This is a genomic window from Paenibacillus sp. ACRRX (genome assembly GCF_022346885.1).
In the GTDB taxonomy this organism is placed as follows: Bacteria; Bacillota; Bacilli; order Paenibacillales; family Paenibacillaceae; genus Paenibacillus_B.
Genome location: NZ_JAKRNK010000008.1, coordinates 231,780 through 254,139, shown reverse-complemented (window position 1 = coordinate 254,139; position 22,360 = coordinate 231,780). Strand labels below are relative to the sequence as shown.

Annotated in this window: 21 protein-coding genes and 1 riboswitch; of the genes, 17 read left to right on the top strand and 4 right to left on the bottom strand. The window is 48.1% G+C overall.

Annotation, left to right across the window (positions count from 1 at the left end):
- Positions 1–113: 113 nt before the first annotated feature.
- The 4 genes from cysT to MH117_RS21495 are packed head-to-tail and all read left to right on the top strand — an operon-like array spanning position 114 to position 3,919.
- A complete protein-coding gene (cysT, locus tag MH117_RS21510; protein ID WP_239332328.1) occupies positions 114–929 on the top strand; it encodes a sulfate ABC transporter permease subunit CysT in 816 nt (271 codons plus the stop codon).
- Positions 926–1,765, top strand: a complete 840-nt coding sequence (locus MH117_RS21505; RefSeq protein WP_239332326.1) for a sulfate ABC transporter permease — start codon at positions 926–928, stop codon at positions 1,763–1,765. The genes cysT and MH117_RS21505 overlap by 4 nt, the downstream gene beginning before the upstream one ends.
- On the top strand, positions 1,755–2,819 hold the full coding sequence (locus MH117_RS21500; protein ID WP_239332324.1) for a sulfate/molybdate ABC transporter ATP-binding protein: 1,065 nt from the start codon (positions 1,755–1,757) through the stop codon (positions 2,817–2,819). The genes MH117_RS21505 and MH117_RS21500 overlap by 11 nt, the downstream gene beginning before the upstream one ends.
- Before the next feature lie 17 nt (positions 2,820–2,836).
- Positions 2,837–3,919 (top strand): sulfate ABC transporter substrate-binding protein, encoded by a 1,083-nt coding sequence (locus MH117_RS21495; RefSeq protein WP_239332322.1) that lies wholly within the window; start codon positions 2,837–2,839, stop codon positions 3,917–3,919.
- A gap of 241 nt (positions 3,920–4,160) precedes the next feature.
- Here the strand turns inward: MH117_RS21495 and MH117_RS21490 are convergent, their stop codons facing one another.
- Positions 4,161–4,895 carry a glycerophosphodiester phosphodiesterase gene (locus MH117_RS21490; protein ID WP_239332320.1) on the bottom strand — a complete coding sequence of 245 codons (735 nt, stop codon included), beginning with the start codon at positions 4,893–4,895 and terminating at the stop codon, positions 4,161–4,163.
- A gap of 177 nt (positions 4,896–5,072) precedes the next feature.
- Here MH117_RS21490 and MH117_RS21485 point away from each other — a divergent pair, with 177 nt between their 5' ends.
- Entirely contained in the window at positions 5,073–5,933 is an 861-nt protein-coding gene (locus tag MH117_RS21485) for an MBL fold metallo-hydrolase (protein ID WP_239332318.1), read from the top strand.
- A 105-nt stretch (positions 5,934–6,038) separates the two neighbouring features.
- Here MH117_RS21485 and MH117_RS21480 read toward each other — a convergent pair whose 3' ends face one another.
- Together MH117_RS21480 and lplA are read right to left on the bottom strand one after the other, a co-directional pair.
- Positions 6,039–6,845, bottom strand: coding sequence for a Cof-type HAD-IIB family hydrolase (locus MH117_RS21480; RefSeq protein ID WP_239332316.1), 807 nt, complete (start codon positions 6,843–6,845; stop codon positions 6,039–6,041).
- Positions 6,846–7,312: 467 nt separating this feature from the next.
- Entirely contained in the window at positions 7,313–8,317 is a 1,005-nt protein-coding gene (gene lplA / locus MH117_RS21475; protein ID WP_239332314.1) for a lipoate--protein ligase, read from the bottom strand.
- Between the two features lie 155 nt (positions 8,318–8,472).
- Here lplA and MH117_RS21470 point away from each other — a divergent pair, with 155 nt between their 5' ends.
- Positions 8,473–9,027 carry a nitroreductase family protein gene (locus tag MH117_RS21470; RefSeq protein WP_239332312.1) on the top strand — a complete coding sequence of 185 codons (555 nt, stop codon included), beginning with the start codon at positions 8,473–8,475 and terminating at the stop codon, positions 9,025–9,027.
- A 161-nt stretch (positions 9,028–9,188) separates the two neighbouring features.
- On the opposite strand, the gene MH117_RS21465 is transcribed toward MH117_RS21470, so the two are convergent.
- On the bottom strand, positions 9,189–9,653 hold the full coding sequence (locus tag MH117_RS21465; protein WP_239332310.1) for a phosphatase: 465 nt from the start codon (positions 9,651–9,653) through the stop codon (positions 9,189–9,191).
- Between the two features lie 516 nt (positions 9,654–10,169).
- On the opposite strand from MH117_RS21465, the gene cobD reads away from it, so the two are divergent.
- The 11 genes from cobD (at position 10,170) to MH117_RS21410 (ending at position 22,272) form a co-directional block, all read left to right on the top strand.
- The gene (gene cobD / locus MH117_RS21460) at positions 10,170–11,273 is read left to right on the top strand and encodes a threonine-phosphate decarboxylase CobD (protein ID WP_239332308.1); all 1,104 of its coding nucleotides are present in this window, start codon (positions 10,170–10,172) and stop codon (positions 11,271–11,273) included.
- A 22-nt stretch (positions 11,274–11,295) separates the two neighbouring features.
- Positions 11,296–12,102 carry an adenosylcobinamide amidohydrolase gene (locus MH117_RS21455; protein ID WP_239332306.1) on the top strand — a complete coding sequence of 269 codons (807 nt, stop codon included), beginning with the start codon at positions 11,296–11,298 and terminating at the stop codon, positions 12,100–12,102.
- Positions 12,103–12,164: 62 nt separating this feature from the next.
- On the top strand, positions 12,165–13,133 hold the full coding sequence (gene cbiB / locus MH117_RS21450) for an adenosylcobinamide-phosphate synthase CbiB (RefSeq protein ID WP_239332304.1): 969 nt from the start codon (positions 12,165–12,167) through the stop codon (positions 13,131–13,133).
- Positions 13,049–14,128, top strand: a complete 1,080-nt coding sequence (locus MH117_RS21445) for a histidine phosphatase family protein (protein WP_239332302.1) — start codon at positions 13,049–13,051, stop codon at positions 14,126–14,128. The genes cbiB and MH117_RS21445 overlap by 85 nt, the downstream gene beginning before the upstream one ends.
- Positions 14,129–14,288: 160 nt before the next feature.
- A riboswitch (cobalamin riboswitch) is annotated at positions 14,289–14,481 on the top strand.
- 291 nt (positions 14,482–14,772) lie between these two features.
- Complete coding sequence (locus MH117_RS21440) at positions 14,773–15,762, top strand: ABC transporter substrate-binding protein (RefSeq protein ID WP_239332300.1); 990 nt, start codon at positions 14,773–14,775, stop codon at positions 15,760–15,762.
- A 58-nt stretch (positions 15,763–15,820) separates the two neighbouring features.
- Positions 15,821–16,891: a FecCD family ABC transporter permease gene (locus MH117_RS21435; protein ID WP_239332298.1), complete on the top strand. Its 1,071-nt coding sequence runs from the start codon at positions 15,821–15,823 to the stop codon at positions 16,889–16,891.
- Positions 16,892–16,898: 7 nt separating this feature from the next.
- The gene (locus MH117_RS21430; RefSeq protein WP_239332296.1) at positions 16,899–17,843 is read left to right on the top strand and encodes an ABC transporter ATP-binding protein; all 945 of its coding nucleotides are present in this window, start codon (positions 16,899–16,901) and stop codon (positions 17,841–17,843) included.
- Positions 17,844–18,072: 229 nt separating this feature from the next.
- Entirely contained in the window at positions 18,073–19,128 is a 1,056-nt protein-coding gene (gene cobT, locus MH117_RS21425) for a nicotinate-nucleotide--dimethylbenzimidazole phosphoribosyltransferase (RefSeq protein ID WP_239332294.1), read from the top strand.
- Complete coding sequence (cobU, locus tag MH117_RS21420) at positions 19,125–19,682, top strand: bifunctional adenosylcobinamide kinase/adenosylcobinamide-phosphate guanylyltransferase (RefSeq protein ID WP_239332292.1); 558 nt, start codon at positions 19,125–19,127, stop codon at positions 19,680–19,682. Before cobT ends, cobU begins: the two co-directional genes overlap by 4 nt.
- Positions 19,679–20,521 carry an adenosylcobinamide-GDP ribazoletransferase gene (gene cobS, locus MH117_RS21415; RefSeq protein ID WP_239332290.1) on the top strand — a complete coding sequence of 281 codons (843 nt, stop codon included), beginning with the start codon at positions 19,679–19,681 and terminating at the stop codon, positions 20,519–20,521. The genes cobU and cobS overlap by 4 nt, the downstream gene beginning before the upstream one ends.
- Before the next feature lie 179 nt (positions 20,522–20,700).
- A complete protein-coding gene (locus tag MH117_RS21410) occupies positions 20,701–22,272 on the top strand; it encodes a cobyric acid synthase (RefSeq protein WP_239332398.1) in 1,572 nt (523 codons plus the stop codon).
- Positions 22,273–22,360 lie beyond the last annotated feature (88 nt).

The window sequence follows — 22,360 nt, the reverse complement described above, 5'->3', positions numbered from 1 at the left end:
AGTATTGACGGACGTACTAACATTTGGTAAAGTATTTTAAAATAAACACCAAGTAAACAAGTAGGAATTATTAAAGTTTATTTGGCAGAGAGCAAATGGATGGGGGAATTGTCTTGAATGCGGTATTGCATCATAAAGGGGTGCTGTGGGGATTTAGAACGACGCTGCTCTTGTATATGTTGTTGCTAATCATTTTACCGATCGCAGGAATATATGTTCAGTCCTTGTCTGGAGGACTAGGCGTCTTGGTGGAGAGTCTAGCTGAGCCGCTTGCATGGCAATCCGTCTGGTTGACTATCCGTTTGTCTTTAATTGCTGCCGTTATTAACGTTGCAGTTGGAACATTATCCGCTTGGGTTCTGCACCGTTATCAATTTCCTGGTCGTACTTTACTTAACAGTCTTGTGGATTTACCATTTGCGCTGCCTACAGCAGTAGGTGGATTAATGATATTGCTTTTGCTCGGCCCGAACAGTTGGGTTGGTCAACTGGCTGACTCAATGGGCCTGCGAATTGTATTTGCAGAGCCTGCGATTGTTGTTGCAATGGTGTTTGTCACGTTTCCATTTGTCATTCGTGCTGTACAGCCGCTTCTCGAGGAAGCGGATCGTACGCAGGAGGAAGCTGCTCATACGCTCGGGGCCTCGAAGTGGAGGACGTTCTTTCAAGTTCTCCTTCCTCAGATGAGACCGGGCATCATTAGTGGCGGAATGCTGGCGTTTTCCCGAGCGCTTGCTGAATTCGGGGCCGTTGTACTGGTGGCTGGCAACATACCAGGCAAGACGTTAATTGCTTCTGTATATATTTTTGGAGAGATCGAGAGCGATAATCCGCAAGGAGCCGCAGCGGTCTCTGTTATCCTCCTAACTTTGTCTTTTCTTATTCTGTGGCTTATTAATACGCTGCAAGCTCGGGAGGGACGATCATGACATCACGACCACCCCGCATCTCTCGTACTGGTAAGTCCTTAGTAGGTTTTACGTATATTCTATTTATTGTCCTCTTAATTGTTCCGCTGGTACAAATTGTACTTGGTGCTGGAGAGCAGGGTCTTGGCTCCTTTACACAATCCTTACTTCGCCCTGAGGCGCTGCACGCCATGTGGATGACCTTAAGTGTTGTCATCGTTGTGACGCTGCTTAACACCTTCTTTGGGATCTTGACAGCAATCGTAATTGTCCGAGGGGATTGGCTTGGCAGACGTGTACGTCAATTGATGAATAGCATCATAGATTTACCTTTTGCGGTCTCGCCAGTAATTGGCGGTTTTATGATTGTGCTTTTGCTTGGTCCGCATACGGTGCTGGGTGCTTTTCTTGCCAAGGTAGGTGTCCCGGTAGTGTATGCTTTTCCTGGCATGGTGCTAGCTACGTTATTCGTTACTTTTCCGCTTATGGTGCGTGAAGTAGTGCCGGTGCTGCAGGAGATTGGAACACAGCAGGAAGAGGCGGCATCTTTGTTGGGCGCGTACAGTTGGACGACGTTTTGGAAAGTGACTTGGCCTTCAATTCGCTGGGGTGTCACTTACGGCGTAGTCTTAACGATTGCACGTTCATTAGGTGAATTTGGTGCGGTCCTGGTCGTGTCAGGCAACATTATTAACAAGACACAGACGATGACAACACTCGTGTATCAAGACGTTGATAATTTTAATATCGCTGCAGCGAATAGTGTATCGCTCGTACTTGCGATTGGCTCCGTGACGCTTTTGCTGCTGATGGAATGGGCCAAAAAAAGAAAAGGGGTGCAGGCAGATGCACATTGAGGTCAGAGATTTAAACAAATGGTTTGGTCAATATCATGCTGTCCGCAATGTGAATTTTGCGATCGAACCGGGTCAATTGATCGGCTTGCTGGGTCCAAGCGGCGGCGGCAAAACGTCTGTTCTTCGGATGTTGGCTGGATTGGAGCGGCCAGAAAGCGGTGAGATTCGTTTCTACGATAAGGTTGTAAACGATGTTCCGCCCCAGGAGCGCGGGATTGGATTTGTATTTCAACATTATGCCTTGTTTAAGCACATGACTGTGTTTGATAATATTGCCTTTGGCTTAACGATTCAGAAGTGGCCGAAAGATCGAATTCGCGCCAGAGTAGCCGAATTGCTGGAACTGACAGGACTAAGCGGGATAGAGAAACGCTACCCGCATCAATTGTCGGGCGGGCAGCGTCAGAGAGTGGCGTTTGCGCGGGCGCTTGCGCCAGAACCGCAGCTGTTGCTGCTGGATGAGCCGTTTGCGGCCATTGATGCAAAGATTCGTAAAGAGCTGCGCAGTTGGCTGAAATCACTGATTGATCGTGTCGGTATTACCTCCATATTCGTAACGCATGATCAGGATGAGGCCATTGAAGTAGCCGACGAGATCATGATTATTCAGCAAGGCGCTGTCGAACAGAAGGGGACACCTTGGGATATTTACAAGACACCGCAAACTCCGTTTGTAGCTGAGTTTATCGGGGAGTCTACGATATTAACCAATGTGCACACGTTAAAAGGGTTTGATTCAACCTCGGCCTGGCCAAATAGCAAAGCGCTTATACGTCCAGAGTACATTGAAGTGGGCAGAGTTGGTGAGCTGCGTCTGGCATCTGCAAGCGAGCGAGGCATCGTGAAGGCGCTGCATTTCCGAGGAAGCGAGTGGTTAGTTGAGGTAGCAGTAGGACAGTTGACGCTCAAGACTTACCGAACGTTGGAGAATCCGGTATTGCAGATTGGTGAAGAGGTGCAGGTGCTTGTGCACCGTGTATATTTATTTAATGAAGATGACCATTGGGTAATGGAGAATCCGTTAAAAGAAGACCCTATGCCTGTTCACATTTAGCGGAAGGAGAATGCTTCATGATACGTCCGTATGCTCAGAAGCCGAGGTTTACATCAGTTTTAGTGCTTCTGCTTACGTTTACAGCTATCAGCTTAACTGGCTGTGTACAGCAGGAAGCATCCCCACGCGAGAGTCTGCTCACGAATGAGAGCAAGGAGAACTCCTCCGTAACGTTAGTGATCGGAGCTTATTCGGTCGCAAAAGATGCGCTGCAGCTTATTATTCCAGCCTTTCAGCAGGCGTGGAAGCAGCAGACAGGGCAGACAGTCCAAGTGCAGCAATCATACGAGGCTTCTGGCACACAAGCTCGTTCCATTGCAGGGGGATTGGAGGCCGATGTCGCTTTGTTTGCGATGTCGGGAGATGTGGATAAGCTTGTTAAGGCTAAGCTAGTATCTCCACAATGGCAGGAGCAAGATCCTTATGGCGGCATGGTAACCAACTCAATCGTAGTTATTGGTACCAGAGCGCACAATCCGCATCAGATAAAGGATTGGCAGGACCTTACACGCGAAGATGTAGATGTGTTATACCCTAATCCGAAAACGTCGGGCGGAGCGCAATGGGATATTAATGCGATCTATGGTTCAGGACTGCAATTGGCCAAAGAGCAGGGTGAAGAAGCGCCTACGTATGCTAAAAAGTTGCTGGCTGATATTCACAGCCGCGTGATCTCAATGGATAAAAGCGGTCGTGCCTCTATGGCAGCATTCGAGTACGGGGTTGGAGATGCGATCGTCACATATGAAAATGAACTGATTGCACGCCAGAAACAAGGCGTAAACTATGAAATCGTGGTGCCGAAGCATACGATTCGCATTGATAATCCAATCGTGGTGGTCGACCGCTATGCAGATAAGCATGGCACACGTGAAGCGGCAGAGGCATTTGTTGCTTTTGCCAGAAGCGAGAAGGCACAACAGATTTGGGTGGAAGCGGGTTTTCGTGCCGTCAACGAGCAGGTAGCCAAAGTACACGCTGCACAGATTGTTAACCCGGAAGGGTTATTTACAATTGAGGATATGGGCGGCTGGGAACACGTTCGAGAGACGTTATACAGTAAACGAGGAATATGGTATCAAGTGTTGGCTGGCTTCTGATACGGCTGCTCAAAGCACTAATAGAACCATCAGCAGTGGACTTTTGTCATCTTACAGGAGCATCTTCAATTATGAGGATGCTTTTTTGTTATTGTTATGTCAATAATAGGACTGTTTAGCGTATTTCTGCTTGTTAGGCGTTCAGGAGTACAGTGGAGAGGCTAGGTAGATTTCAGACTATTCATCTGGAAATAAACCAAGCCTCTTATGGCTGCTGATGAGTAAAAATGTTCCTATTACGTCACACGATATCAGATTTGAGCAAAGGAATATCCGTCGTCATTCTTCTAATTCCAAGTGCGTATAACTGCTTGGCGATCTCTAGTGAGCGAACAGTCCATACAGCAAGATCAAGCCCTAGTTCATTAGCCTCTCTTATGAGTTCAGGCTTATTAAGTACCAGTTCATATTGAAGGCAGCAAGCTGCACGGCCAAGTCCTGTCAGTGGTTCCAATGCGACATGGTTGTCTGTCAGAAATCCAAGCTCAATCGTTGGGTGTAGTTTGCGTACAAGCATCAAATTGTTGGAATGGAATGAGATAATGATCGTCCGCTCTATCAGATTATAAATGTTCAACATTTGCAGTAGAGCGCGGCCTTCTTCCTCTGTAATATGCTCTTTTAGCTCAAGCTGAAGCCCTGCCTTACGCTCCGAACAGAGCTCCAAAGCTTCTTCCAGCAAGGGAACTTTACAACCAGCGAATTCAGGCTTGAACTTGATGCCGGCATCCGCTTCCAATATGTCAGCAAGCGTTAGGTCCCGAATTCGGCCTGTGCCAGTTGTTGTACGATTCAAGGTATCATCGTGTATGATTACCGGGATGCTTTCCTTTGTATGATGAATATCTAATTCGATGCTATCAGCGCCCAGATCTAATGATCGGCGAAAAGCCTCCATCGTATTTTCGGGAAAGATAGCGGCATAGCCTCTATGTGCGACAATTTCCAAGCTGGTCTTATCCAATTGGCCTTTCACACTAACGTCCTCCTTAGTAAGAGCGGGTTATAGTCATATTTTACGCTCATTCCAGCGAAATAACATAACAAAAGATCACATCTTCTTGCTGAAACCGATTATACTGAAAAAGAAAAACATCGTAAACGAACAAACATGTTATGTTCTTGTAAAGAGTAGCAGGGAGAGAGACAATTTATGCTTTGTAATGTCAATAGCATTCAGTTGAATCGAGATAGGCTGGAATGGCAATGTGTATTTCTAGGCAACAGTGATTCCCTTGGCGTTCCGCGTGTATATTGTAATTGTCCAGTGTGTGAAGAAGCGAGACAAGTTGGTCACAATCGACGTTATCGTTCATCCGTCTTGTTATTTCAAGGTGATCGGCAGTTGCTTGTGGATTGTGGTCCAGATTGGCCTTTGCAAATGGAGTTGACAGGCATTCGTTTTATTGCGGATATTTTAATTACGCATGCGCATCAAGACCATATTGCCGGCTTGCCCGCTTATGCGGATGTGTGCCGATGGCTTGAGCGGCGTGGGCGTGTAATTGCGCCTCAAGAGGTTATCGATACGATCAAGCAGATGTATGGCTGGTTGGATCGACATATCGATTTTATTCCGATGGAGCAAGAGTGGATATGGGAGGCGTGGCGTGTTCGACCAATCCGAGTCAATCATGGTAAAAATGGCTACTCGTATGCATACCGGTTTGAACGGGATCAGCCTTCTGAATCGGATTCTGTGGTAAATGGGCGTGCTAGGAAGAGTATCGAAGCATGGGCGTATGCTTCGGATGCTATCGGACTTGGTGAATATGAAAAGTCGCAGCTGCAGCAACTCAATTTGCTAGTAATTGGAACTAATTTCTATCACGAACCATTTGCTTACGAGACACGATCTGTATACGATATGGTTGAGGCGATTGAGCTTCTGCAGGAAATTCGACCTACACATACGATATTTACACACATGTCACATGGAGTTGATGTGCGTGAGCCTTACCCGCTCCCGAAAGAGATCAGATTGGCGCATACGGGTCTAACGATAACGCTGTAATTCCAGCCGTGTAGAAAGTAGACGAAAGACTCTATTATTTGAAAAGTGAAAAAACGACCACAATCGCCTTGAAAAGGAGACTGTGGTCGTTTTAATATGACTGGGTTACACCTTGCTAGTTTGCAGTACAAACTTCTCAATAACGTGACGAACACCTTCTTCGTTATTGGACAACGTCACATAGTTTGCGACTTGTTTCAGTGAGTCCACCGCATTTTCCATCGCAACACCAAGACCAGCGACTTCGATCAAATCATGATCATTCCATGAATCGCCAATACCAATCGTTTCTTCAATGGAGCAGCCAAAATGGTCGGCCAGAAAGCGAAGTGCATTGCCTTTTGTGCCTTCATGATGGGTTACTTCCAAGAAGTGCGGCTTGGACTTCGTAATATGAACCTCAGAACCAAGCAACTCGCGAAGTTCAGGTGCAATTTCATCCAGTCGTGCCGGCTCATCGATCATGAGCATTTTAGTTGACGGGGAAGCTAGCAGCTTGTCAAAGTCCGGCTCAATCACGTATGGAATATTGTTTAATTGAGAATAGCCAATCAATTTATCATTTTCTTCACGGGCATACAAAAGGTCATTCACATACAACTGCAGGTGCACATTATGCTCCGTGCAGTATTGGAGCAATTTTTGGGCAGCCGTATTTGGCACAGCGCGTTCGTAAAGGACCTCGCCGTCCATAATATTTTTGATCAAGGAGCCTTGATACGTAATAAGTGGTACGTTTAACCCTGTTTGCAGTGCGATCTTGCGCGCAGAAGCATACATACGTCCTGTTGCGAGTGTGACGTGCACGCCTTGCGCGACGGCTTGTTCCAATGCTCGCTTTGTGCCTTCTGTTACGAGCTTCTCGTCCGTGATCAGTGTATCATCAACGTCTATTGCGATTAATTTGTACATCAGTTCTCTCCTTGGATTTATATATTTGTATATTTTGTTCCTTACTCTATTGTACCTGATGTGAGCCCCATTTCAATTCCGCAACGATCATACTGGCAAAAATGCAGATACAAACCCACAACGCAAGCACTCCCAGCTTATATCCTGCAAAGATAATAATGTCGTAAGTGCTGCAGCCACGGCTCCAAGGCAAAAAGGATGACAATACGCACAGGGGTTGTATAACACTGGCTCCAAGTCTGCACCCAGAAAGCAAATTAATTATTTTATAGGAATGGTGTTTGGCAATGCAACCCCCTAAAAAAATAAACAGGACACTTACCTTAAACACGATTAACGTGTGTAGGCATGTCCTGTTTGATTGCTAATGGCCGTGTTACTAAATATCCCTTTGGTTCAGGTTGTTCATCAATAAAGCAGTTGTTTTCACTTGAGACTACGGAGTCTAATATCTCATACGGAAGCTATTATTGCTGGAGCAACAACAGCTGAACAAAATCTTCCTTCTCGATATTACCGAAGTAATGCACCATATCCAAATCAGCTAATGCAGAACGTACGGCTTGCTCCTCAAACTTTACGTCAGCCAGCAAGGTCTCTACATCATTTACTTCGCCAATGCCGAAGAAGTCTCCGAATATTTTGACGGCTTGAATGCGTCCGTCCTTGACATCAAGACGTACATCGATGATACCCGCCGGATATTTTTTGGCGTTCTGTACGTTGAATTTAGGTGAGTAGCCATAGTTCCAATCCCAGCTCTGGTAACGTTCTTCCGAGATTTCGTATATCTTCTTCCAGTCTTCCTCGGTAAGCTTGTATTGTGGCACTTGATCTGGCTCCATACCGAAGATATGACGCAGAATAGCAGCACGAAACTCTTCGACTGACATGGACTCGTCCAAAAATTCGGTAATGTTGGCGACGCGGGAGCGCACTGACTTGGTGCTCTTCGATTCAATCTTCATCTGCTTAACTTTAAGTGCGGAAGCGACGTGCTCCATTTGTGAGTCAAACAGCAGCGTGCCATGACTGAACATACGGCCGCGACTAGCAAATTGTGCGTTGCCGGATATTTTGCGCTCACCAACTTGAATATCGTTACGGCCTGTCAGGTCCGCATCTACGCCAAGCGAGCGGAGCATATCGATAACAGGCTGTGTAAACTTACGGAAATTGCTGAACGATTCGCCATCATCCTTGGTCAGAAAGCTGAAGTTCAGGTTTCCAAGGTCATGATAGACGGCACCGCCGCCAGATAAGCGGCGCACGACATGAATATTCTGCTCTTTCACATAATCGGCATTGATTTCCTCGATTGTATTCTGGTTGCGGCCGATAATGATAGATGGCTCATTTATGTAAAATAACAAATAGCTATCCTCGTCCATCGGAAGATGCTTAAGTACGAACTCCTCAATCGCCAAGTTAATGCGCGGGTCAGTAATGCCTTGGTTGTCAATAAATTTCATCTAATGGTCCTCCTCGTGGGTGCAGCTGTTATATATACATTGTAATCGATTCCCTAGTAAATATAAAATGATGTTTGAAATTGATAATCGTTATCAAATATAATAAAGAAGAAAACTTGATCATACAATTTTTATATAAATGGGGAGGTACCAATATGTCTATATCTGAAACGATCCGTAATCGCCGTACTACCAACCAATTTAAGGAACAAATATTGCCGCAGGAGACTGTAATTCGCCTGCTTAACGATGCAGTCTGGGCACCTAATCATGGTTTGCGTGAGCCTTGGAGATTTATATTTGCAGCCGATGAGGGCAAAAGTCAGCTGGTAAACTGCCTCTACAATATTTTGTTAAAAGGAAAGTTCAAAGGTGCTGACGAAGAGCAGAAAGCCAAATGGCTTAAATATGCCAACTCTGTTCCAGCTTACTTGGTCGTAGTGATGCCAGAGGCTGCACATCCGCACATTCGGGACGAGGATATGATGGCTGCAGCCAGTCTAGTCCAGAATTTCCAGTTAGCTGCATGGGAAGAAGGTATTGGGATGCTCTGGCATACGGGCGAATATATTTACAACAAAGACTACCGTAACACGCTCGGTGTTCAACCTGGCGAGAAGATCATTGCCGTATTGCATATGGGCTTCGTGGACAAAGCTGGCGCGGCACGTCCACGCACACCTGCTGAAGAGCGCTTCACGGTGCTGTAAGTTATTATCGTCCTTCTGAAGACGTATAAACATTTAGCATAGAGATGACAAAAGACTGCCCGCATCGTGAACTTTACACGAGAGGGCAGTCTTTGTTAGCTTACACAAGCTAGGCGAGTTCATGAAGCATGCATATGACAAGAAATCGTTTACATTTAGCGTCAGGATAGTTCGTTGTCTAGCGGATCTGCTCGGAACGTACGACGGTAGAAAATAAGCTCAGATAAATATTTGACGATCCAGGCAGCCAACAGTACGCTGACGAGCAGATGGGCGCATACAAGTGGTGACAACAGCAGTGTTCGCGTATCAGATACGTATATCAAATAGGCAGCGCAGCATGCTACCGCAAGGACCATAAAGAATAGTGCGCCTTGATTCGCTCTGAGCGAGATGTGCCGCGCCACTTCTTTGTCTTCCGCTTCGTCTTTGGACATAAAGTTAACAAAATACATAAGTACTTGGAACACCACGGCGATTCCGAATACATTGCGGGCAAGTGCCATCATTTCGGTGCTGTACAGCGCAATATTTCCTTTTAGCGTCAGCAGCACAATCGTATAATAGACGGTAACGACAATGGCGGCGCCAAGCGATGCCCATGATGTTTTGTGATGCACCGACATAAGGGTTCCTCCTTGAATATAAGGGTGGTTCTATTGTATTATCGCAAATTTAAAACCGAATTGCACCTATTGAGATAGAGCTTCGGCCTAGACAACAGCTAGAATAAGGTACGAATGTAAGCGTTATCTTAATTGGTTGTGAAAGAATCTAATTAAGATGAAACAAGGGTATGCCATATTTCTAAAATAAGCAATAGCGTTGTCTTTAGTATATAACAATTAACAGTTTGGCAATAGTGCCTGTGAGGAGATGTTGACGTGGGTCATTGTAAGTTGGAGCTTACAGGATTAAAATGAACGATGATACATAAGAGCATCAGCGCGATAAAGCACTGTTAGCGGAGTGCTAACATGAAAGTAATGAATTGTGAAGTAGTAAACCTGAATAACACAGCAAAATTAATTAAGAGCAGGATAGGAAACAAACCGGAACGTCAGCGAAATGTGCTGCAGGCAAGAAAAGATTTAACTGATGCAAGATCATTACAAAGTACTAGTGTTGTGGAGGATGCTAGCATGGCTAAAGTAGAACGTTATGGTCACGGGGGTGACGTTTGGACAGCGGCAGCCGCGTTTGGTGGCCGAGCGGATGAATTTCTGGATTACAGCGCCAATATTAATCCTTTGGGACCTCCTTTATTTGTACGTGAGTCGTTAAAACAAGCATGGGACCGAATGCTTCAATATCCAGACCCTGCTCACCGCATCCTAAAGGCATCACTTGCAGACAGGCTTCAAGTGACGGAGTCGCAGTTGATGCTAGGTAATGGGGCAGCTGAATGTATGGCACTTGTATTGCTGGCATACAGTCCAAGCTTAGTTGGTGTAGTGTCTCCTTGCTTCTCCGAATACGAAGCGCTCGCCAAGCAATACGGTGCAAATGTATTACATGTTACTGGCAGCGATCCGGATTACCGTGCTTCTGAGGACCAAATCGTATCATTGATCCGAAAAGTCGAGGTGTGCTTTATCGGGCACCCTAACAATCCGACTGGCGCTTTGTATGACAGAAGTACACTTCGTAAGGCTGCTATAGCTGCGGAGCAATCGGGCTGCATATTGGTCGTAGATGAAGCGTTTATCGACTTTCTGGATGATGAGGCCGCTTATACTGCCCTTCCGTTGTTAACGGAATTTAACCACATCGTCATCCTACGCTCTTTAACGAAGTTTTATGCCATTCCTGGTCTAAGACTTGGTTATGCGCTCGCTTCGCCTACGCGAATTGCTGAGATGACAAGAAAACAGGTGACATGGAGTGTGAATGGCTTTGCATTGGCAGCGGGAGAGGCGTTATTTGATAAGAACAACCGACAGTTGCTAATTGAATATGAACATCAGACTAGAAACATGGTGAGCTCAGAACGTACGTGGATGGAAGAGCAATTAACAAAGCAAGGTGTCCGTTCATGGCGAAGCGCGGCGAACTTTATGTTGTGTCATCTCCCTGCACCTTGGTCAGCGGAAAAGCTGCAGCAGCAGTTGGGTACGCGAGGGATTCTGATTCGCAGCTGCTCGATGTATGACGGACTGCAGGACGGGCATTTCCGGCTTGCTGTCAAAGACCGTACAGCTAATGAAAGATTGATGCAGGAACTAGTGGACGTATTGAGATTGTAGTTCATAAAAGGAGGACAATCAAGTGCAGCCTTACCGAAAAGGAAGTCAATATTATGAATCTCAACATGTGCAAGGGGTTAAAGTAACTTGGCGCAATGAACATGCCGTCGTAGAGTGGGAAGAGACAGCCGATGTGTGGAGCAGTGCAGTCTTCCACGGCGGACATGCTCAAGCTACTAAAATTGTTAATCATATGGTGGGCAAAGGATTCGATTGCAGCGATCCTGTAGGTTATATGGAGTTGAAGTGTAAGGAATGGGGTTATGATGCCAAACATACGGTTGGTTTGCTAACTGCAGCCAGGATGACACACTTGTCTGTAGAAGGACTAGAGGGTGATCAATTCTCGTTATTCTGCGCTACAACAGCTGGCACCTCTAATGCAGCACGAGCGGGTATGAAGCGAGAGACATACTCCTCTTACTTGACTCTTGATGAGAACTTGGAGCGTAAGGATTCACTTGCAAAAGCGCAGGACCATAAAGACGATAAGTTCTCTGGGATGATACCAGGCACAATTAATACAATCATTGTTATTGAGGCACGTATTCAGGAAGCCGCTGTGTTGAACCTGCTTCAAAGTGCAGTGGAAGCTAAGGCAGCTGCGCTTGCTGATTTAAATATCCGGGATCGTGAAACCGGATTAATCGCTACGGGTACAACAACGGATACGGTAGCAATCGCGATATTGGATCGTGGACGCTATACGGCCGAACATCGGTATGGCGGCACAGCAACAACGATTGGTAATGAGCTCGGCATGCTGGTCTATAATACGGTGTCCGAATCGGTACGTACCCAGTTTGAAGATGATAATGATGCTGTCTAGCTAGGTTTCGTAACAAGGTAGGAACTAGATAAAGTATAAAGGCGGCAAGGGGGACGTAGAACATGTACGCAGCGGCAATATGGGCTGCAGCTTACATATGGGATCGAATTGTTGGCGATCCGCGTTGGCTGCCGCATCCGGTTGTCATGATCGGTAAGGGAATAACTGCAATGGAGCGATTTATCCGGCGTGTATCGGGGTCGGAAAGGATGTTGAAGCCATTAGGCATCCTGCTGCCGCTTGTCATCGTCGGCGGGACTTGGGGTGTGACATGGACGCTGCTCTTTGCACTGCATCATGTCCATCCGTGGCTGGCGTGGGGAGTAGAAGCTCTGCTGATTGGGACCACAATTGCGGTCAAGGGGCTGCAAGATGCCGGGATGGCGGTATACCGCAAGCTTGCGGGGGGAGACTTAGCTGGTGCTAGACGAGAGGTGGGCATGATTGTCGGACGTGACACAGATACGCTGGATGAACCCGAAATTGTTCGGGCTACAGTAGAAACTGTGGCTGAAAATATCGTGGATGCGGTTATTTCTCCGTTATTTTTTGCGTTATTTGGTGGTGCCCCACTCGCCATGGCCTATAGAGCCATTAATACGTTAGATTCGATGGTTGGGTATAAAAATGAAAAATACATGAATCTCGGATGGGCATCAGCCCGCTTGGACGATTTGGCGAACTGGATTCCTGCACGTGTTACGGCTCTGCTGCTGACTGTTAGTGCCTGGCTGTTTCGGGCAGGTGATGCGAAGCGTGCCTGGCAGACGGCGCTGCACGACGCGGAGGAACACCCGAGTCCGAACAGCGGCTGGCCGGAAGCGGCGGTTGCGGGCGCGCTCCACATACGCTTGGGTGGCTACAACGTGTACAAAGGCGTTCGATCTTTCCGTGCCTATATGGGGAAACCGTTGGAGGAACTGGCAGCGAAGCATATTCCGGCAACTTGTCGGCTGCTGCGTGGTACTTCACTGCTGTTCGCGGTGCTGGGCTTGCTCGCGCTTATGCTGCGCGGTGGGTGGCTGCTGTGATGTCACTTCCACGAGCAGTAAGGCGACCACGAGCAGTAGGGCATCATCGAGCAGCTAGAGGGGATAGCGTGGCAAATCGTCGCAAGCCAGCGAGAGGTGAGGCAAGGGATGCAACGACAGGTGGCAATAGCATAGCGTTTACCCGATGTTCAGCACGTGGCTGTCGTAAGTCACCAGGCAAACGTGTGTTGAGCGGTAGAAGCTCCGCGGTTAGCCAAAGTGCGACTCGCAGCAAGCAAATGGCGTGTGACAGGAGTGAGGCTCTACATAAAGGCTTAGCCCGCAATAGGGGCACAGTCGGCAATCGTCGCACCCCTGTGCTGGTGCGACTGTATGTTGCGCGCCACGGTGTGACGCGCGCTAATGTCGAGCGGCGGTATGTCAGCCGCTCGGACGTGCCGCTCCTGCCTGAGGCCGGAGCGGCTTTACGCCCGCTGCGCCGCAAGCTGGCAGCGCGGCGTCCGCTCGCATTCGCGAGCGATATGCGCCGGTGCGTGAGCACCTTGGCGCAGGTGTGCCCACACGGCGCACAGCGGGCCGTGTTTGATGAGCGCTTGCGCGAGCTTGATTTCGGCCAATGGGAAGGCCTGACATACAGCGACTTGCAAGCGGACGACCACTATCGCGCCTGGCTGGACAACATGGAGGCGGTTGTCCCGCCAGGCGGGGAATCGTGGTCCAGCTTTGAAGCACGTACAGCAGACGCATGGCAAGCGATTCTGGCAAGCGCGTTAGTCCGCTCCCCTTCTAAGGGAAGTAAACCATGGGTGTCCCGATGCTCCAAAGTACGCAGAACATTTCGTTCACCGAGGAGTGTCCCCCTTAAGGACATTTTGATCGTGACACACGGTGGAGTGGTGCGCAGCTTGTACACACTTGCTTGGCCAGAGGCATCATTCTGGGACATGACTGTGCCAACTGGAGGCGGGTATATCATCATCGCGCAGCGGTGGGGCAGGCAGTGGCGATTCCTGCGGACAGAGCCGCTTGTGTAGTGCTTTGTTGGCATCATACACTTCCATGAGAATTACTTGATAGGTGAGATCAATCTACGTATGAGCCAGATGGAAAAGGTAGGATTGCGAAATATGTAACTTGCTATCCCTCTGTTGTTCACCTATAATCAATCATTAAGTTCACAATTGGAACGGACAAGTGTATATGACGTCTTCAGGTCCTGTCCCAGATGCAAGGAGACAGGTAATAGGGAAGCCGGTGCAATTCCGGCACGGTCCCGCCACTGTATAACGGAGTTACCCTATGATGAGCTAATGTCCGACCCTGATGGGGAGGAATAGTCATCATGAATTCCGTAAGTCAGGAAACCTGCCAGAAGACGTGACGAGCAACAATCCTTCGCGGAAAGGACCAACGTCAACTCCTATCGGTCGCTTGTTAGCGACGATATATGTGTGCGGACATGAATCCGAGGCATATGTCGACAGCTGACTGCGATAAGCTTCTGCTGTACGATGTCAGTCGATCAGATCCCTATTCCCGCTATGTTGTGGAATAGGGATTTTATTATGTGGTAGGGAATAGTTAACAATATCCGAAGAGCGAAAGAGCGATGCTGAAATGCGCTGACCGTTTCTGGAATGAGAACAAGTTATTTGTCAAGATAAGGGGAGATTTATTCATGAAACCATGGTGGAATCGTACTTTAGCAGCTTTGATGGTATGCGTGTTGGCTGTAAGCCTCGCTGCTTGTGGCGGAGCTAAGGAAGAAGGCACACCAGCACCAGACAAGCAGCAGGAACAGACGGGAACAGAGACATCTACTGATGCCTTAAAGACTACATATCCGTTAACAGTGAAGGATGTAACAGGAGAAGAGTTTAAGTTTGACAAAGCTCCTGAGCGTATTGTGTCGGTGTCTCCTGCAGAGACAGAATCCCTGTTTGCTTTAGGGCTGGATAGCCAGATTGCAGGGGTATCTGATTATGATGACTACCCGGAAGCAGCGAAGACTAAAGCTAAAATGGGCGGCATTATGAAGCCTAACGAAGAGGCCATTATCGCAGCAAAGCCTGATATCGTATTTACCGGCATCTCCATGAAAGAAGATGTGGTGAAGAAGTTCCGTGATTTGGGAATTACGATATTTAAAGTAGAACCTAAATCATTTGATGATGTACTTAAAAATATCGAATTGTATGGTCTGATTACGGACCGTCAGCAGCAAGCGAAAGATATTGTAGAGGGCATGAAAAAAACACGTGACGATATCCAAACGGCTGTTAAAGATGTAACGGAGAAGAAAAAAGTATATATTGAGTTCTCACCAGGCTGGACGGTTGGCAGCGGCGAGTTTATGAATGAATTGATCGAGCTGGCAGGTGGCGTAAACGTAGCAGCGGATGCGCAAGGCTGGGTTCAGATCAATGAAGAAAACATCATTAAGAGCAACCCAGATGTAATCATGTTCACGCAAGGTATTGTAGATTCGGCTACAAACAAGACGCTTGAAGAGATTATACGTGGACGCAAGGGCTGGGAAAACATTAATGCAATCAAGAACAACCAGGTCATTGGCGTTGACTCGAACTTGATTAGCCGTCCGGGACCTCGTGTAGCGGAAGGACTCAAGATCATTGCAAAAGCCATCTATCCAGATTTAATCAAGTAATACCACAATTGTTGAGAGATTACACCAAGATGAGCAACTTAAGATGGGATGAGGCATGATGAATAACATCAACCGAACATCGCGTTTAACGTGGCGACACATCACAATCGCAGGAGGAGCAGGCATATTGCTGCTCCTTTTGTCCGTTGTAGGATGTCTTGCAATCGGTTCCGTACATATGCCATTTGGCGAGATTACACGTATTTTGCTGCACCACCTTCCTTGGATCGGGGATCAGGTTCCAGTGACTTGGGATGATGCTTCTGCTCAAATTATGATGAATGTTCGTTTCCCGCGTGTGCTGCTGGCTGTTTTGGTAGGGGCCTCGTTAGGCATTGCAGGGACTGCGTTTCAAGGGGTGCTGCGTAATCCATTAGCAGATCCTTATACATTGGGGGTATCATCTGGCGCCTCAGTTGGTGCAGCGCTGCTTATTTATTTTGGGCTGCAGTACGCCTTCTTCGGACAATGGACAATACCAGTTGTTGCATTTGTAACGGGAGTACTGACGCTTATTGTTGTCTTGCGAATGGCAAGGGAAAATGGCAAGATTCCGATCGAGACCCTAATACTGTCGGGTGTGGTGACCAATGCATTTCTAGGGGCTATTGTGTCCTTTATGGTAGCGATGTCCAAGCAGACGATCAATGAAATTTTGTTTTGGGTAATGGGAAGTTTGGCTTTAAGAGGCTGGCCTTATATTTATGTAATTGCCCCTTATTTTGCAGTAACCTTTATTGTGCTGTGTGCTTATACGCGGCAGCTCAATCTGCTTGCCCTTGGCGAGCGACAGGCATCCCATCTAGGATTGGACGTAGAGCGGACCAAATGGATCGTGCTGTTAACTGCAACGTTAGTAACGGCAGGGGCTGTCTCTGTATCCGGAGTCATCGGGTTCGTAGGACTGGTGGTCCCTCATATGCTTCGACTTATCGTAGGACCTGATTATAGATTGCTTATGCCGATGTCAGCTTTGGGTGGTGGTATATACGTGATGTGGGCAGATACGATTGCACGTTCAGCGCTGGCACCTACGGAAATTCCGCTGGGTGTTGTCACTGCCTTTATCGGTGCACCATTCTTTGCTTATTTATTGATACGCAACAAAAAGGTGAGACGGGGGGAGTGAGGCGCTAATGGCACATCAACATCAAGGCCCAGGGAGTGAGACGTTAAAAACAGCAGGTATGTCGGAGTCCAAAGGAAAGATCGAATCTAATGCCGGCTCTGACGGCGCTAATGCTGGTGATTACACGTCAAGCAAACCGTATGCTGTGACCGAAGTCCCTGTCATTGCTGCTGCTGGATTGTATCATAGCTATGGCGGCCGACAAGTGCTGCATGATGTCTCGCTCTCTGTTCAAGCAGGTGAATGGCTGGGCATTATCGGCCCTAATGGCAGCGGCAAATCAACGCTGTTATCCCTGCTGTCTAATGCAGAGACACCGTCAAAGGGCGCAGTATCCATTTATGGAAAAGCCGTTCATGCTTATAAGCGAAAGGAATTATCCCGTCTTATGGCAGTGCTGCAGCAGGAAGCTTTGCCGCCTGTGCATTTCACGGTGCGGGATATTGTTGAGATGGGCAGATTTCCCTATCAATCCTGGTTTGGCAGTGAACGCGAAGATAGCGGGCTGATCGTGGATCATATTATGTCTAAGCTCCAACTGGAACAGATTGCAGATCGCCCGCTGGACCGGTTGAGCGGAGGACAGCGACAGCGGGCAGCGCTCGGCAAATTGATGGCGCAATCGCCTAGTATTGTTTTGTTGGATGAACCGACCACTTATCTAGATATTCGCTATCAGGTTCAGTTTATGGATGTGATTAGGGATTGGCAGCAGGATTGCGGTTTGACGGTTGTGTCTGTCCTGCACGATTTGAACTTGGCCGCGCTGTACTGTGATCGGATCATGGTGATGCAGGAAGGTGTGATCGCGGCGGAAGGCACGCCGCAGCAGCTTATGACGACGGAATTGCTGCAGCATGTATTTGATACAAAGACGGTCATTGTGCCGCATCCGGACTGCAGTAGGCCGCAAGTGCTCGTTTGTCCTGGATCAGTAGGAGACAAGCAATAGCGCGCTACTGCTGCTTATAGGTTAGGTTATGCATATCATGACAGCGCTTTAGTGTTTGTTTTGCAAGATGAACTGCTGTAGAAGAGGCAGCAGCGTACGCGTGAAGGCCTGATTTGAACGTAAAGAACACTCAAACTAATTTGTTTGATCTTACGGTTCATATCTATGATGAAGATAACTCACTTCGATGCACCTAAGAATAAACCGACACAAATGGAGATGATGAATGATGACACAGCAATGGAGTAACGTAATCCCAAATTTAAATGAAGAGGCCCGCCAGGCAGCTCTTAATCACCAGAATCAGTTAACAAAGCCGCCGGGAAGTCTTGGTGTACTGGAACAGCTTTCACTGCAGCTTGCAGCCATCACGGGAGAAACAGTCCCTCAATTAGATAAAAAAGCAGTTATCGTCATGGCGGGTGATCACGGTGTATGTGAGGAAGGCGTTAGTGCATTTCCAGCAGAAGTGACCCCACAAATGGTGTTAAATTTCATACACGGCGGCGCGGCTGTTAATGTGCTGGCACGCGAAGCGGGGGCGCAGGTTGTGTGCGTGGATGTGGGTGTTAATGCCGAATTGAACCATCCTAATCTGGTGTCTCGTAAGGTACGATATGGTACGTCTAATATGGTAAAAGAGGCTGCGATGTCACGTGAAGAAGCGTTAGCTGCCATACAAGCAGGCGTGGATACGGTTGAAGAGCTGGTGCAGCAAGGCGTCCGCCTATTTGCAACTGGTGAGATGGGAATTGGCAATACGACGGCAAGTGCCGCCATCTTATGTGCATTTACGGGGATGGCACCAGAGGATGCAGTCGGACGTGGTACTGGTATAGGTGATGAACAGTGGCAGCACAAATGTAATGTGGTGCGCCGGGCGCTTGAGTTTAATCAACCGAAGGCGGAAGATGCGCTTGACGTGCTGGCCAAAGTAGGTGGTTTGGAAATTGCTGGACTTGTCGGAGTTATTTTGGGTGCTGCACGTCATCGGGCACCTATCGTAATTGACGGATTTATTTCCAGCGCAGCGGCTTTGACAGCTGTGAGACTAGCGCCAGAGGTTCATGGGTATTTAATTGGATCACATCTGTCAGATGAAAGAGGGCATCGAGCGCTTCTGCAGGAGCTGCGCTTGCAAGCTCCGCTCCACTTGAATATGCGTTTGGGTGAAGGAACGGGGGCAGTAATTTTGTTCCAACTAATTGATGCCGCTTGCCGAGTTATGCGGGAGATGGCGACATTTGCGCAGGCAGGCGTATCCGGACAAGAGGATGTGAAATGAGTGGCCGCATTGTTCTGGTCACAGGCGGAGCCCGCAGTGGCAAGAGCTCATTTGCTGAGCGGTATGTCATGAAGCATTCGCCACAGGGCAGCACATATGTCGCAACTGCCGAGGCATATGACGATGAGATGAGGGAGCGAATCCGCCTTCATCAGCAGCAAAGAGTCGAGGCTAATTATAAATGGAGTATAGCGGAGAGTCCTCGGGGCTTACCAGCATGGATAAATGCTGCTGCGGAGCCAGCGGTACTCGTCGATTGCTTGACCATCTGGCTCTCGAATGAGCTGCTTGCTGTTGAGCAGCATCCGCGCGTGGAGCAGCTTGTGGACGATTGCATCACCCAAATAGTAGAGGCGGCAGCAGGATTCGACGGCATGCTTGTATGTGTAACAAACGAGGTTGGAAGCGGTGTAGTTCCAGCCTACAAGCTGGGTCGAACCTTCCGGGATGCTGCTGGCCGCTTGAATCAACGTATGGCTGCACTTGCAGATGAAGTGTATCTGGTGACAGCAGGCATTCCTGTTGAAATAAAAAGACTGAGGGTAGACCTATGAAGCTTTGGCTGCAGGCCTTAGTGGCTGCCGTACAATTTCTGACTCGTATCCCATTTCCCGTGGAAGTTCCATTTACAAATCAAGTGTTAAAGCGCAGTGTCGTGTTCTTTCCGCTTGCGGGTGGCCTGGTAGGCATATTGGTATGGCTGGCAGGGGCAGGGCTAACAGCTGTGCTTCCGCCATGGCCTGCAGCAGCACTTGTGCTGCTCATTGCATTGGGATTAACAGGAGGATTGCATTTAGATGGCCTTATGGATACCGCAGATGGTATTCTAAGCCACCGACCGCGGGAACGGATGCTGGAAATTATGAAGGATAGCCGCGTCGGGGCGATGGGGGTTATCGTCTGTTTTATCGTTTTGCTCGTTCAGTGGTCATTGTTTGCCGTGATGATGGAGCATGGACAATGGGGATTGTTTATTGCTCTCCCGTTTATCGGCAGTCGTTACGCGATGGTGTGGGCAATTGCATCGGAGCCTTGTGCACGCAAGGAATCAGGGCTTGGTGTTATGTTTCATGGGGTTCATATGTTCTATGTGCTAGGGACGATGCTGACTACGATTGCACTCTCAGCGTTGTTTTTATTCGGGGGATTGAATCTTCCCGCACCATTTGCAGCTGGGGGTATGGAACAGGCTTGGCGGTGGAGTCCGATCCTGTTGTTGGGCGGTTATATTCTTATTGTCCAAATATTCAGTTGGGCTTGTTCTCGCAGCATTTCGCGTAAATTAGGTGGTTTAACCGGTGATACGTATGGAGCCATATGTGAGATTATGCTGACGCTGCTGCTGTTGGGACTTGTTATCAATTTGGGATTAGACGGAGGTGGAGGAAGATGAGCCAGCAACGACAGATCCATCAGGGTTGTGCAGAGGTGAATAGACTAGAGGATGAAGCCAATAGGCATGAAAATAGAGTAAATCATGAAAGTGCAGTGGGGGCACATGTAGATCAGAAGATCCTTGCGGGTGCAGCCGTTGCTGCTTGTGCTGCTCAGAAGGCTGCTGGAAAGACGATTATGCTCCAAGGTACTGCTTCTGATGTCGGGAAAAGCGTGGTGACGACGGCACTCTGCCGCATTTTTAAACAGGATGGTTATCGGGTTGCGCCTTTTAAATCACAAAATATGGCGTTAAACTCGTACGTAACTCCTGACGGCAAAGAAATAGGCCGCGCACAGGGCGTTCAAGCTGAAGCGTGCGGAATAACGGCCACCACAGATATGAACCCCGTTCTGATCAAGCCGATGCAGGACATGCAGTCGCAAATCATTGTGCACGGCAAACCGTATCGTAATATGAGTGCGCTCCATTATCGCTCGGACTTTCTCCCAGTGGCTCGTCAGCTTGTAACGGAAGCAGTTGAACGATTAAAGGCAGAGTATGACATCGTTGTGATGGAAGGTGCAGGGAGTCCTGCTGAAATTAATCTGAAGCATAATGATATCGTTAATATGAATATGGCTAAATGGGCGGATGCACCCGTCATTTTAATCGCAGACATTGATCGTGGTGGAGTATTTGCCTCGATTGTAGGTACGTTGGAGCTGTTAGAGCCGGATGAACGCGAGCGAGTCGTCGGATTTATTATTAACAAGTTCCGAGGCGATCTGGAGCTTTTGCGACCTGGATTAACATGGTTGGAGGAGCGGACGGGTAAGCCTGTACTGGGCGTTCTGCCCTACGCGGACGACTTGGACATTGAAGCTGAGGATTCAGTAGCGTTGGAACAATGGAAAGGTCGAATAGATCCAGAACGGGATATTGATATTGCGGTACTTGCCATCCCGCGAATTTCTAATTTTACCGATATTGATCCTCTAACATCTGAATCTGATGTGCGTATCCGATACGTCAAACACCCGCAGCAATTAGGCGATCCAGATGTTGTTATTATTCCGGGTTCGAAGAGTACAATTGCCGATCTGCTGTGGTTGCAGACAACAGGCTTGGCAGAAGCATTGACCGTGCTCCGTGAGCGAAGAAGCAGAGAAGAGAAAGATTTGCGGATCGTCGGCATTTGCGGAGGCTATCAGATGCTGGGCAAGTTATTGATCGATCTGGAAGGTGTAGAAGCGGAGCCGGGAACTATAGTGGAGGGCTTAGGTTTGCTGCCTATCGAGACGGAATTTGCCGCTATAAAACGAACGGAGCAAGTGAAAGGCACGTTGATCACGAGTTCGCCCTCATGGAGGCCGCTGCAAGGGCTAGCTATGGAAGGGTATGAGATTCATATGGGACGCTCGGTCAAGTTATCAAGTGATGCAACTGCACTTGTTAGATTAGCGGCAGTTGCAGTGGATTCTCCTGGGGACAGTGGAGTGTCGGATATTACCACATTAAGCAGAACGGATGACGGTTGTGTAAGTGAAGATGGATTCGTATTCGGAACGTATTTGCATGGATTGTTCCACAACGATGAATTTCGCCGTGGTTGGTTAAACATAATCCGTACTTCTAAGGGATTTGACCCATTGCCTGTGCAGCTTCGGTTTAAAGAGAAGAAAGAGCAGGCGTATGATCGGCTTGCAGAGCTCACACGCAAGCATTTGAATATGGAAGCGATTCGCAAGGTGATAGGGTGCGATTAATGAACGTGCAAAGGGGCCATGTGAAGCGATAATGGCCCGTGAAGTCAGTGCCGATAATAATGTGTGAGTCTGCCACATTCATTATTGG

Coding starts and splice junctions, on each gene's coding strand:
- MH117_RS21500 (WP_239332324.1), top strand. CDS start 1,755: ATGCACATTGAGGTCAGAGATTTAAACAAATGGTTTGGTCAATATCAT.
- cobS (WP_239332290.1), top strand. CDS start 19,679: ATGAAGCTTTGGCTGCAGGCCTTAGTGGCTGCCGTACAATTTCTGACT.
- MH117_RS21440 (WP_239332300.1), top strand. CDS start 14,773: ATGAAACCATGGTGGAATCGTACTTTAGCAGCTTTGATGGTATGCGTG.
- MH117_RS21485 (WP_239332318.1), top strand. CDS start 5,073: ATGCTTTGTAATGTCAATAGCATTCAGTTGAATCGAGATAGGCTGGAA.
- MH117_RS21480 (WP_239332316.1), bottom strand. CDS start 6,845: ATGTACAAATTAATCGCAATAGACGTTGATGATACACTGATCACGGAC.
- MH117_RS21495 (WP_239332322.1), top strand. CDS start 2,837: ATGATACGTCCGTATGCTCAGAAGCCGAGGTTTACATCAGTTTTAGTG.
- MH117_RS21410 (WP_239332398.1), top strand. CDS start 20,701: ATGCTCCAAGGTACTGCTTCTGATGTCGGGAAAAGCGTGGTGACGACG.
- cobD (WP_239332308.1), top strand. CDS start 10,170: ATGGCTAAAGTAGAACGTTATGGTCACGGGGGTGACGTTTGGACAGCG.
- cobU (WP_239332292.1), top strand. CDS start 19,125: ATGAGTGGCCGCATTGTTCTGGTCACAGGCGGAGCCCGCAGTGGCAAG.
- MH117_RS21465 (WP_239332310.1), bottom strand. CDS start 9,653: ATGTCGGTGCATCACAAAACATCATGGGCATCGCTTGGCGCCGCCATT.
- MH117_RS21430 (WP_239332296.1), top strand. CDS start 16,899: ATGGCACATCAACATCAAGGCCCAGGGAGTGAGACGTTAAAAACAGCA.
- MH117_RS21435 (WP_239332298.1), top strand. CDS start 15,821: ATGAATAACATCAACCGAACATCGCGTTTAACGTGGCGACACATCACA.
- MH117_RS21470 (WP_239332312.1), top strand. CDS start 8,473: ATGTCTATATCTGAAACGATCCGTAATCGCCGTACTACCAACCAATTT.
- MH117_RS21505 (WP_239332326.1), top strand. CDS start 926: ATGACATCACGACCACCCCGCATCTCTCGTACTGGTAAGTCCTTAGTA.
- lplA (WP_239332314.1), bottom strand. CDS start 8,317: ATGAAATTTATTGACAACCAAGGCATTACTGACCCGCGCATTAACTTG.
- cobT (WP_239332294.1), top strand. CDS start 18,073: ATGACACAGCAATGGAGTAACGTAATCCCAAATTTAAATGAAGAGGCC.
- cbiB (WP_239332304.1), top strand. CDS start 12,165: ATGTACGCAGCGGCAATATGGGCTGCAGCTTACATATGGGATCGAATT.